The following is an 11821-nucleotide window of genomic DNA, read 5'->3' on the forward strand; positions in this document are numbered from 1 at the left end:
TCATTTGCGGTACTACCAAAGAAGGAGGGGAAATCATGCATCGCGGAAAAGGGATGAAATTTGTTGGAGATTCACGTGTTCCAGCTGAAAGAAAACCGAATATTCCAAAAGATTATTCTGAATTCCCGGGTAAAACGGAAGCGTTCTGGCCGAACTTCTTATTAAAAGAATGGCTCGTCGGCGCCGTTTTCCTGATTGGCTATTTATGTTTGACTGTGGCGCATCCATCGCCGCTTGAGCGTGTTGCAGATCCGACTGACACTGGATATATTCCATTGCCTGACTGGTATTTCTTATTCTTATATCAATTATTGAAATACACATATGCAGCTGGTCCATATACGGTAATTGGTGCATTTATTATGCCAGGACTAGCTTTTGGAGCTTTGCTTCTTGCACCGTTTATCGACCGCGGACCTGAGAGAAAACCTTCAAAACGTCCTGTAGCAGTTGGGATGATGCTGCTGGCTGTTGCAGCTACCATTTTCTTAACATGGGAATCAGTTGCTACACATGACTGGGAAGCAGCTGCAGAACAAGGGAAAATTAAAGCTGAAGCAGAAATTGACAAAGAAGCCGAGGGCTACAAAATTTTCACTGAGCAGACTTGTGTTTCCTGTCATGGCGATAACTTAGCAGGTGGTGCTGCAGGACCTTCATTAGTTGATAATGGACTATCACCAGAAGAAATTGCTAAGATTGCAAAGGAAGGTCAGGGCGGAATGCCGGCTGGGATCTTTAAAGGCACAGATGAAGAATTGAAAGTGCTTTCTGAATTCGTTTCAACTGTTACTTCAAAATAAGTGAAAGCTGACAAAACGTCAGCTTTTTTTCTGCGTTTAATTACATATTAAAGAATGAAAGAAGATGAACAGACATGAAGTGGTTTCAGTATTTGCTCGTTAAACAGCCTTTTTTATTTCTCATGTTCACGGTAAACCTATTCGGAACCATTTACGGATATTACTGGTATCGGTATCAGCTGTTTGAAACACCGGCCATCTTCCTCCCGTTTGTTCCGGACAGTCCAACTGCAAGCTTGTTTTTTACCATTGTCATGCTTGCATTTTTATTTAAGAAAAACCTTCCGCTGATTGAAGCACTTGCTATTATTACTCTTTTTAAATACGGAATTTGGGCAGTCGTCATGAATCTCCTTGTATTAAAAGAGACAGGAGTTCTCGATCCTGTCGGCTATATGCTGATCTTGTCCCATCTCGGAATGGCAGTGCAGGGTTTATTGTATGCTCCTTATTACAGATTTAAAGTCTGGCATTTAGTTGTTGCTGCAATCTGGACACTCCATAACGAAATCATTGATTACGTATTTGGAATGATGCCTAAATACAGCGTGCTGATGGACTACTTGCCTGAAATCGGATATTTTACGTTTTGGCTAAGCTTGTTCTCCATTTTTCTTGCCTATTATTTTGTCGTTCGAAAGAATTCTTTAAAATTGAATCTCGTTTAATTTTGGACCACCTTTGATTTTTTATGAATCGCTTAAAAAGGTGGTCTAACCTTGTCCACTTTTTCATACTTTTTTATTAGAAGTTTTGGGAGGGACAAGGATGAAAAAAACAATGATCGCAATCGCAGTTTCCATTTTGATGATCTTCACATATCCAGCATTATTTTATGCAGATCACCATGAAGGGCACAGCGGTTCGTGGGAAGATTTGAACAAACTCTCCGATACAGCTCTTCAGCTCTCAAAACAAAGCCGTTTTGAGGAATCGGTTCAGCTGGTCGAATATTTTTCAAGAGAGTTTGAAGAGATGACTAAAGATAATGAAAGTATTTCCGCAGCACAAATCCGCACGATATCTTCATCGCAGCATACTGCACTGGATACTCTGCAAGAAAAAAACAATACACCGGATGAAAAGGTCAGATCGCTTATCCAGCTTAGACTTGTCGTCGATGCTATGGTATCAGAACACCAGCCTTTATGGGTTTCAATGGAAGACCCGATCATGACCGTTTTTGCCAATTTGATAGGTGATGTAGAAAACAAAGATCATCAATCTTTTGAACAGGATTGGAGCGAGTTTGTGTCTCTCTACGAAATGATCTATCCGAGTATTATGATGGACACCGACACAAAACAGGTGCAGCGCATTGATGCTCACATATCAGTTGTTGAGGATTCAGTTTTCAAGCAAATTCCCTTAGAGTCTAAAGTAAATCAGCTATCACTGATGGAAGAAGAATTGCAGAACTTATTTGACAGAATAAAAGAAGATGAGGCTGATCCATCTTTGCTATGGGTGATGATCTCAACGGGAAGTATCATCTTGTTATCGCTTTCTTATACTGGATGGCGCAAATTTAAAGGTGAAAAAGAAAAAGCGAATCGGGAACGGGATATGAACAAATAAAAAAGCGGAAACACCATTGTCAGAGAATTAGGTGCTGGACACCAATATAAAAAAGAGCCTTCAAAAGAGGCTCTTTATCGTTGTATCGGGTTTTTATCTGCATCCAAAGTAAAACCCTCGCCAAGTACATCGTGAACATCGCTTACGGCGACGAAAGCGTGGGGATCAATAGAAGTTATGACCATCTTCAACCGGACAATTTCATTTTTATCAACAACACAATATAAAACATCGATGTCCATTTTAGTAAAAGATCCCTGCCCTTTTAAAACAGTGACGCCCCTGTCCATTTCCTGTATGATTTTATCTGCAATTTCAGCGTTCCGACCAGAAATAATAGTAGCGCCTTTAGCAGCATAAGCACCTTCCTGCATAAAGTCAATTACTCTTGCTGCAATAAACACAGCAACCAGTGTATACATCGCTTCTTTATAGGATAAATAGGTGACAAGAGAGAGGGCGATGACGATGAAGTCAAACATGAACATTGTTTTTCCCATGCTGACGCCTTTATACTTATGTACAAGCCGGGCGATGATATCGACTCCGCCGGTAGTTCCGCCGTATCTAAAGATAATTCCAAGACCTGCACCAATAAATACTCCTGCAAATAAAGCAGCTAATGTCAGATCATCTTTCAGGGGCATCACAATCTGATATCTCTGAAACAGCCATAAAAAGACTGAAAGGGATACGGTTCCAATAATTGTATAAATAAAGGTTGTCCGTCCAAGCAGCTTCCAGCCGATAAAAAAGATCGGAATGTTGAGTACAAGATTTGATATGGAAGGATCAATCTTGAAAATAAAAAATAAAAGCAGTGTAATTCCTGTAAAACCGCCTTCAGCCAAGTTGTTCTGCATGTTAAAATGTACTAGTCCGAAAGCGAATATAGCTGAACCAAGTAAAATAAATAAAATATTTTTTATTTTTAGATGAAAGAACATTCTGTATCTCCTTCTCTGACTAGTCTTAGCGATAATATTATAGATGATGGAAACAAAAGGTGCAATGACAGTCAGTGACAATGCTTAAAAATTTGTCAAAAAGGCTTAGATTGGCTAACATGGAAAGGAATAAGAAGAGGTGAACAATCATGAGTGATAAAACAATGAAAGATCTTCAAAAAGAAGTTGATGTCTATATCAGCCAGTTTAAAGAAGGCTATTTCAGCCCGCTTGCGATGATGGCAAGGATGACTGAAGAAATGGGCGAGCTCGCCCGTGAAATTAATCATACATATGGTGAAAAACCGAAAAAGCAGTCAGAACAGGAAAAGAAGATTGAGGAAGAGGCGGGTGACATTTTATTTGTGTTAATTTGCCTAGCTAATTCCCTGAATATTGATTTAGAAGAAGCACATAACCTTGTAATGAAAAAATTTAATACGAGAGATAAAGACCGCTGGACAAAAATAGATTCTTAAGGAGAAAGAAACCATGGATACGATAAAAATTGTCATTGCAGGCCCACGGGGAAGAATGGGAAGAGAAGCAGTAAAGCTAGTGGAAGATACAGCGCATTTTACACTTGCTGGTGTCATAGATCATAAATATGAAGGTCAAAAACTTAGTGAAGCAGATGATTTTAAAAGTGATGCCATGATTTACACAGACATCGATAAATGTTTTGCTGAAACAAAGCCACATGTTTTAATTGATCTGACAACTCCTGAAATCGGAAAAATACATACTAAAAAAGCTTTAGAATATGGGGTAAGACCTGTAGTTGGGACAACTGGATTTTCAGATGCCGATTTAAAAGAGCTGGAAGAACTGACAGAAGAGAAAGAAATCGGTGCCATTATTGCCCCTAATTTTGCGATTGGCGCAATCTTAATGATGAAATTTTCGAAAATGGCAGCGAAATACTTCCATGATGTTGAAATTCTTGAAATGCATCACGATCAAAAACTGGATGCCCCATCTGGAACAGGTCTGAAAACGGCCGAGATGATTGCTGAGGTAAGAGAAGCGAAAGAACAGGGCCATCCTGATGAAAAGGAAACGCTTAAAGGAGCAAGAGGGGCGAACTACCAGGGAATTCATGTGCACAGCATTCGTCTGCCAGGATTAGTAGCCCATCAGGAAGTATTATTTGGAGGAGACGGTCAGACGTTAACGATCCGCCACGATTCTTTTAATCGGGCATCATTCATGTCAGGTGTAAAGCTGTGCGTGGAGCAAGTCATGAAACTTGATATTTTGGTTTACGGTCTAGAAAATCTAATCGACTAAAGGGGAATGTCTGATGAATATTGCACTGATTGCTCATGACAAGAAAAAGAATGACTTAGTTCAATTTGCGACTGCCTACAAAGGGATTCTTGAGAAACACAAGCTATATGCAACAGGAACAACAGGATTTAAAGTGACAGAAGCAACAGGACTCAATATTCACCGTTTTCAATCAGGACCTCTTGGCGGCGATCAGGAAATCGGTGCATGCATTGCAAACAATGCAATGGATATGGTGATTTTTTTCCGGGATCCTCTAACAGCACAGCCTCATGAGCCGGATGTAACAGCTCTGATCCGCTTATGTGATGTATACGCAGTTCCGCTTGCAACGAATATGGGCACTGCTGAAATCCTTATTCATGGACTTGAACGCGGTGATTTGAAATGGAGATCAATTGTAAATGACAATGAAATTGAAAACGATTATGGAAAAAAATAAGCTCGATATTCTGGCCTTCGGAGCTCATCCGGATGATGTTGAAATCGGGATGGGGGGAACACTCGCTAAATATGCTGAGAAGGGATATAAAACAGGCATCTGTGATTTAACAGAAGCTGAGCTCTCCTCAAATGGCAATGTAAAACTCAGGCACTCAGAGGCTGAGAAAGCATCTCGCATCCTTGGTATACATAAACGGATTTTTCTCAATCTTCCTGATCGGGGACTTTTCTTGAAGGAGCAATACATTCAGCAAATTGTATCTGTTATTCGCGAGCACAAGCCAAGGATCGTATTTGTACCATGGATTGAAGACCGGCACCCTGATCATGGAAATTGTGCGAAATTAGTAGAGGAAGCCAGTTTTTCTTCAGGAGTGAAAAAAGTGAAAGATGATTACGATCTTCCTCCACACCGTGTCAGTCATCTTTATTATTATATGATCAATGGGTATCATAAACCCGACTTCGTGATTGATGTGACAGAAACAATGGAAAAAAAGCTTTCAAGTCTTAGAGCTTATGAAAGTCAGTTTATTAAAAGTGATGCTTCTTTAAACACCCCACTGATTAACGGGTACATTGAAGGTGTCGAAAGCCGTGAGCGACTATTTGGAAAAGAAGCAGGTGTTAGCTACGCAGAGGGATTTTTAACAAAATCACCGATTTTAATACACAAAGATTTATTAGGGGAAACGATATGAAAAAATTAAAAATAGGGATTACCTGTTACCCGACAGTCGGCGGTTCAGGCGTAGTTGCTACAGAGCTTGGGAAGAAGCTTGCGGAAAAAGGCCACGAAATTCATTTTGTAACATCAAGCAGGCCGTTTCGTCTTGAAAAGATGTATCACAATATCTTTTTCCATGAAGTGGAAGTGAATCAATACTCTGTTTTTAAACATCCGCCGTATGATTTGGCTCTTGCCAGTAAAATGGCTGAAGTGGCAAAAAGAGAGAAATTGGATCTTTTTCACGTTCATTATGCCGTTCCTCATGCCGTTTGTGCGCACTTAGCCAAACAAATGGTCGGAGATCAGCTGAAGATTGTGACGACATTGCATGGCACGGACATAACCGTGCTTGGACAGGATCTGTCACTTTCAAATATGATCAAGTTCGGGATTGAAGCATCTGACTCTGTTACTGCTGTTTCAAAAGCACTAGCCGAACAAACCTATCAATTGCTTAACCCGGATAAAGAGATTCAAACGGTCTATAATTTTATTGATGAACGCATCTACCATAAACAGAGCGCAGCACACTTGAGAAGTGAGTACGGGATATCAGAAAATGAAAAGGTTATGATCCACGTTTCAAACTTCCGTCAAGTGAAACGTGTTCATGATGTTGTCCGAGTCTTTTCACGTGTTTCGGAAAAAGTGAAAGCAAAACTTCTGTTAGTAGGCGATGGGCCAGAAATGACATCTATTTGCAAGCTTGTCAAAGAGTTGGGAATTGGGGAGAAAGTCCTTTTCCTCGGAAAGCAGAATCACTTGGAAGAACTATATTCCATTAGTGACTTAAAACTTCTTCTTTCTGAAAAAGAAAGTTTTGGTCTGGTGCTTTTAGAGGCTATGGCTTGCGGTGTTCCATGCGTTGCAACAAATATTGGGGGAATTCCTGAAGTCATTAAAGATGGAGTATCAGGTTATTTGTGTGATGTAGGGGATATAGAGGAGATAACTGAAAAAACCATTTCCATTCTAATGGATGAACAGCTGTATGGCAGAATGTCAGCAGAATCCATAAGAATTGCAAAGGAAGAGTTCCATTCCAGCATAATCGTCAAGCAGTACGAGGATCTTTATTATAGTTTGCTTGACAAGGGTGATCGGGATGAATAAGGAATTTCAGGAAGCGCTGCCAGTCATCCGCAGATTAAAAGAGCATGGTTATGAAGCCTATTTTGTAGGAGGATCTGTACGTGATGCGCTTCTTGGAAAAAAGATAAAAGATGTAGATATCGCATCCTCTGCAACCCCGGATCAAGTCAGATCTCTTTTTTCAAGAACAGTTGATATCGGTTCAGAACATGGCACCATGATTGTCATTTTGAATGGAATACATTATGAAGTGACGACATTCAGAACTGAAAAAGCTTATAATGACAACCGCAGACCGAGTGAAGTTACGTTTGTTTCATCGTTAAAAGAGGATTTAAAAAGACGTGATTTTACTGTAAATGCAATGGCGATGGACGAAGAAGGAACCATCATTGACTATTTTAGGGGCAGAGAACATGCTGATCTTAAGGTTATTACTACAGTAGGCAGTCCACATGAGCGTTTTTCAGAAGATGCATTGCGCATGCTTAGGGCTATCAGGTTTGTCAGTCAGCTTGAATTCACATTAAGTACAGATACACTTTCTTCCATTCGTGAAAATGCTCAATTATTATCAAAAATTTCTGTTGAAAGAAAAACCATGGAGTTTGAAAAAATAATGGCAGGAAGGGGCAGTGAGAGAGCATTAAAGCTTGTGGCTGACACAGGAATATATGAGCATCTTCCATGCCTGAAAACAAAAAAACAGCAGTTTCTGCAATTGAGTGGCCTGCCTTTCTATCTTTTGTCTGCAAATGAAGAGCGGTGGACTGCCTTGATATATGTGTTAAAGATTAGTGAAACAGAACAATTTTTAAGAGAATGGAAACTCTCCAATCGGCAAATTGAGATGATTGCGAAGAACATCCTTTTTTTGAAGGAACGTATAAATAGAAAATGGACAAAGCAGCTTCTATATGAGTCAGGTTTACAATGTGCCCTTCAAGTCGAAGCTGTGAAAAACCTAATCGAGGGAAATGTACTTTCAAATGAGGGCAGATCAGAGCTTAAAGCTCTCTATCAAAGTCTTCCGATTCATTCTAAAAATGAACTCGAATTTGGAGGAACCGACCTTCTGCAGCTAAGTAATCAAAAACCTGGTCCGTGGATGGGTGAATTAATTAAAAAGATTGAGCTCGCCGTTGTGAACGATGAAGTCGATAACAGCAAGGAAGCTATTAAGGAGATGTTAAAATCGTGCAATCTGATTTAAGAACACGATTATTGCAAGCTTTTTCAGAATCTGAAGGAGAATTTCTATCCGGTCAAAAGCTAAGTGAAACACTTGGCTGCTCGAGAACTGCAGTATGGAAGCACATCGAGGACTTGAGAAGTGAAGGATATGAACTCGAAGCAGTAAGAAAGCTAGGGTATCGAATTACGCATAAACCTGATAAAATCAGCGGAAATGAAATACAGCTTGGACTGAAAACAAAGTTTATGGGGCGTCACATACATTTTGAAGAAGTGGTTCCCTCCACACAAAAGATTGCCCATTCATTAGCAGGTAATGGTGCAGAAGAGGGGACTATTGTCGTAGCCGATCAGCAGACCAGCGGGAGAGGCAGACTTGCGAGAGTGTGGTATTCCCCAAAGCAGACTGGAATTTGGATGAGCTTGATTCTCAGACCGAAAATTCCAATTAACAAAACGCCGCAATTAACGTTATTAACGGCTGTGGCACTCATACAGTCCATTGAAGAAGTGACAGGTCTAACACCAGAAATCAAGTGGCCGAATGATATCCTGATCAATGGCAAAAAAATCGTCGGCATTTTGACAGAACTGCAGGCAGAGGCAGATCAGGTCCACTCTGTCATCATTGGCATAGGAATGAATGTTAATCACGCACTGGATCAATTTCCTGAAGAACTGCAGTCAGTTGCGACGTCTATTGCAATAGAAACAGGGAAACCAAGTGACAGGGCAGAAGTCATTCAAGCCATATTAAAAAATTTCGAAAAACTTTACACCAGTTATCTAATTCATGGATTTAAGCCTGTTAAGCTGCTTTGGGAAAGCTATGCAATCAGTTTGAATAAAAATTTGATAGCCCGTACCCTTCATGGCGCTATTCGCGGCCGGGCAGCCGGAATCGATGACGAAGGTGTGCTTTTGCTTGAAACAGCAGAAGGGAAAATAGAAAAAATTTATTCTGCAGATATTGAAATTCAACCTTAATCATTTTGATATTGGTGAAGAGCCTGAAATAGGGCTCTTCACCAAATTTCATGGGTTTGAATTTGGTCTTGGGTTTATAATCCTAAAAGCCTATTTATTATCCGGAATCCAGTTATTATCAGCCTGAAACGAGATCTTATGATCCGCATCAAAATATCCTGCATTTTCAACGTAATATAGGGCCAAATAAATTGGTATCCCCTTTTATTTTCTGTTATAATTTTAGTCGGGTAGTATCCTTTTGCGGAACTGCACCTGCTATTGGTATAACAAATGATGAATAAAAGTTCTGCCTTGATCCGATTGCGGACTGGGACAGAGGGATGAACAGCCGATCTGATACCAACAATCCTTCTTCCTATTCGAAGAAGGTTTTTTCATGTCATTCGGTTACGAAATTCCTCTGCAATTTACGGGAGGGGAAAAAATGAAAACAAGATTAGATTTTATGAAAATGAAGCAGCAGCACGAACCGATTGTTATGCTTACAGCGTATGATTTTCCTTCTGCAAAGCTTGCAGAAGAATCTGGTGTGGATATGATTTTAGTCGGTGATTCACTTGGAATGGTTGTGCTGGGATATGACTCTACGGTTCCTGTTACGGTGAGTGATATGATTCATCACACAAAGGCTGTCAAAAGAGGGGCTCCTTCTACTTTCATTGTGACAGATATGCCGTTTATGTCTTATCATTATTCAAAAGAACAATCGTTAAAAAGCGCAGCTGAAATCATGCAGCAAAGCGGTGCACATGCTGTCAAGGTTGAAGGTGCAGATGAAGTGCTGATAATTATCGAAGCGCTTACAAATGCGGGTGTTCCGGTTGTTGCCCATTTAGGGCTAACTCCGCAGTCAGTCGGTGTACTAGGCGGATACAAAGTGCAGGCAAAAGATGCTGAAAGCGCAAAAAAATTAGTGCATGATGCAAAACAATGTGAGGCAGCCGGAGCGATCGCACTTGTGCTTGAGTGTGTTCCAAGACAGCTCGCTGAAGAAATTTCAAATAGATTAAGCATTCCAGTCATTGGAATTGGCGCAGGTGCAGAAACGGATGGACAAGTGCTTGTATACCATGATGTTCTTGGCTATGGTGTAGGCCGGGTGCCTAAATTCGTTAAGCAATACACTGCTATTGACGGACAAATTAAAACGTCATTGAGTGAATACGTACAAGAGGTAAAAAGCAGACAATTTCCTGAAGAGAAACATACTTTCACTATGAAAGATGAAGAGCTTCAGTCTTTATACGGAGGAACGGCCAAATGAAGATGATTACAACGATAGAAGAACTCCAGCAAATAGTAAAAGAGCATAAAAAAAGTCAGCAATCCATTGGCTTCGTTCCGACAATGGGCTTTCTCCATGAAGGACATTTGAAATTATTGAACGAGGCCAGACAACAAAATGATTTATTGATTTTAAGCATTTTTGTAAATCCGCTTCAATTCGGTGAGAATGAAGATTTTGATTCATACCCGAGGAATATGGAAAGAGATGCTCTTATTGCAGAAGAAGCTCAAGCAGATTATATTTTCGCTCCATCAGTTAGTGAAATGTATGAGAATGAGCCATCCGTTACAGTCAGGGTTGAAAAGCGTACGAACGTATTATGCGGAAAGTCCAGAATTGGCCATTTTGACGGTGTAGCAACTGTGTTAACAAAATTGTTTAACCTTATTCAGCCTGACCGTGCTTACTTTGGAATGAAGGATGCACAGCAAGTAGCTGTCGTCAGCGGTCTGATCTCGGATTTTCATTTTCCGATTGAACTTGTTCCAGTAGAAACAGTCAGAGAAGAAGATGGTCTTGCTAAAAGCTCAAGGAATGTTTATTTGACTGACTCAGAAAGAAAACAGGCGCCTCATCTTTACAAAGCATTACAGGCCGGGAAAGAAATGATTCTTAATGGGGAAAAATCACCTGAAAGTATTATTGAATTCGTATCTGAATACATTTCTGAACATACAGATGGAATCATTGACTATGCAGAAATTTACTCGTATCCTGAGCTTGAGGAATTACACGTTCGCAAAGGCAGAGGTATTCTTGCGATTGCTGTCAAGTTTACAAAAGCGAGGCTGATTGATAATATAACGTTTGAACTGAATTAATAAATGAATTTAAAGATAGATAAGTCAGTGGAGGAGATTTTTTATGTTCCGTACAATGATGAAAGGGAAAATTCATCGTGCCCGTGTAACAGAAGCTAACCTGAATTATGTCGGGAGCATCACAATCGATGAAGATATACTGGATGCAGTTGATATGCTTCCAAATGAAAAAGTGCAGATTGTTAACAATAATAACGGGGCACGTTTTGAAACTTACATTATCCCAGGGCAGCGCGGGTCTGGCATTGTTTGTTTAAATGGGGCTGCGGCCCGCCTTGTACAAGAAGGCGATGTCGTCATTATCATCAGCTATGCAATGGTTTCGGAAGAAAAGGTTCATGGACATATACCTAAAGTTGCGATTATGGATGAAAACAATCAGATCGTAGAGATCCTAGGACAGGAGCCAGCTGTAACAATTCTATAACTTTTAAAAAAATCCCCCGATTGTTTGGGGGATTTTGCTTTTAAAGTGGTAAAATAACGATAATGGTTTTTGATATAGGCGTTTTTCGTACACTTAGCAATTAACCGGGTGATTGGATTTTCAGTAGAAATCGCAGCTAAATGTATTCCATTTCTTATTATATCGGATAAGAGTACGATATGAACTTTAATACGTGAATGATTTTGGTGCGTAAAAC

At 40.1% G+C, this 11821-nt stretch carries 14 protein-coding genes; 13 read left to right on the plus strand and 1 reads right to left on the minus strand.

Annotated features, from left to right (window positions below):
• Nucleotides 1–35: 35 nt before the first annotated feature.
• From CYJ36_RS16035 to ypjB, 3 genes are all read left to right on the plus strand, one after another.
• Nucleotides 36–803: a menaquinol-cytochrome c reductase cytochrome b/c subunit gene (locus CYJ36_RS16035; protein ID WP_101568272.1), complete on the plus strand. Its 768-nt coding sequence runs from the start codon at nucleotides 36–38 to the stop codon at nucleotides 801–803.
• A gap of 74 nt (nucleotides 804–877) precedes the next feature.
• Entirely contained in the window at nucleotides 878–1471 is a 594-nt protein-coding gene (locus CYJ36_RS16040; RefSeq protein WP_101568273.1) for a DUF1405 domain-containing protein, read from the plus strand.
• Nucleotides 1472–1571: 100 nt separating this feature from the next.
• Entirely contained in the window at nucleotides 1572–2381 is an 810-nt protein-coding gene (gene ypjB, locus CYJ36_RS16045; protein ID WP_101568274.1) for a sporulation protein YpjB, read from the plus strand.
• Nucleotides 2382–2455: 74 nt separating this feature from the next.
• On the opposite strand, the gene CYJ36_RS16050 is transcribed toward ypjB, so the two are convergent.
• Complete coding sequence (locus tag CYJ36_RS16050) at nucleotides 2456–3328, minus strand: YitT family protein (RefSeq protein ID WP_101568275.1); 873 nt, start codon at nucleotides 3326–3328, stop codon at nucleotides 2456–2458.
• 149 nt (nucleotides 3329–3477) lie between these two features.
• Here CYJ36_RS16050 and CYJ36_RS16055 point away from each other — a divergent pair, with 149 nt between their 5' ends.
• The 10 genes from CYJ36_RS16055 (at nucleotide 3478) to panD (ending at nucleotide 11604) form a co-directional block, all read left to right on the plus strand.
• Nucleotides 3478–3807: a nucleotide pyrophosphohydrolase gene (locus tag CYJ36_RS16055; RefSeq protein WP_101568276.1), complete on the plus strand. Its 330-nt coding sequence runs from the start codon at nucleotides 3478–3480 to the stop codon at nucleotides 3805–3807.
• Nucleotides 3808–3820: 13 nt separating this feature from the next.
• Nucleotides 3821–4618, plus strand: a complete 798-nt coding sequence (gene dapB, locus CYJ36_RS16060) for a 4-hydroxy-tetrahydrodipicolinate reductase (protein WP_101568277.1) — start codon at nucleotides 3821–3823, stop codon at nucleotides 4616–4618.
• A 13-nt stretch (nucleotides 4619–4631) separates the two neighbouring features.
• A complete protein-coding gene (gene mgsA, locus CYJ36_RS16065; protein WP_101568278.1) occupies nucleotides 4632–5060 on the plus strand; it encodes a methylglyoxal synthase in 429 nt (142 codons plus the stop codon).
• Nucleotides 5023–5763 (plus strand): bacillithiol biosynthesis deacetylase BshB1, encoded by a 741-nt coding sequence (gene bshB1 / locus CYJ36_RS16070; protein WP_257962504.1) that lies wholly within the window; start codon nucleotides 5023–5025, stop codon nucleotides 5761–5763. The genes mgsA and bshB1 overlap by 38 nt, the downstream gene beginning before the upstream one ends.
• On the plus strand, nucleotides 5760–6905 hold the full coding sequence (bshA, locus tag CYJ36_RS16075; protein WP_101568279.1) for an N-acetyl-alpha-D-glucosaminyl L-malate synthase BshA: 1146 nt from the start codon (nucleotides 5760–5762) through the stop codon (nucleotides 6903–6905). The genes bshB1 and bshA overlap by 4 nt, the downstream gene beginning before the upstream one ends.
• Complete coding sequence (locus CYJ36_RS16080) at nucleotides 6898–8097, plus strand: CCA tRNA nucleotidyltransferase (protein ID WP_101568280.1); 1200 nt, start codon at nucleotides 6898–6900, stop codon at nucleotides 8095–8097. The genes bshA and CYJ36_RS16080 overlap by 8 nt, the downstream gene beginning before the upstream one ends.
• Complete coding sequence (locus CYJ36_RS16085; protein WP_101568281.1) at nucleotides 8082–9065, plus strand: biotin--[acetyl-CoA-carboxylase] ligase; 984 nt, start codon at nucleotides 8082–8084, stop codon at nucleotides 9063–9065. Before CYJ36_RS16080 ends, CYJ36_RS16085 begins: the two co-directional genes overlap by 16 nt.
• Nucleotides 9066–9492: 427 nt before the next feature.
• A complete protein-coding gene (gene panB, locus CYJ36_RS16090) occupies nucleotides 9493–10332 on the plus strand; it encodes a 3-methyl-2-oxobutanoate hydroxymethyltransferase (protein ID WP_101568487.1) in 840 nt (279 codons plus the stop codon).
• Entirely contained in the window at nucleotides 10329–11177 is an 849-nt protein-coding gene (gene panC, locus CYJ36_RS16095) for a pantoate--beta-alanine ligase (protein ID WP_101568282.1), read from the plus strand. Before panB ends, panC begins: the two co-directional genes overlap by 4 nt.
• Nucleotides 11178–11220: 43 nt before the next feature.
• Nucleotides 11221–11604 carry an aspartate 1-decarboxylase gene (gene panD, locus CYJ36_RS16100; RefSeq protein WP_101568283.1) on the plus strand — a complete coding sequence of 128 codons (384 nt, stop codon included), beginning with the start codon at nucleotides 11221–11223 and terminating at the stop codon, nucleotides 11602–11604.
• The last annotated feature ends 217 nt before the right edge of the window (nucleotides 11605–11821 follow it).

It is taken from the genome of Bacillus sp. UMB0893, assembly GCF_002858905.1.
Classification (GTDB): Bacteria; Bacillota; Bacilli; order Bacillales; family Bacillaceae; genus Bacillus_P.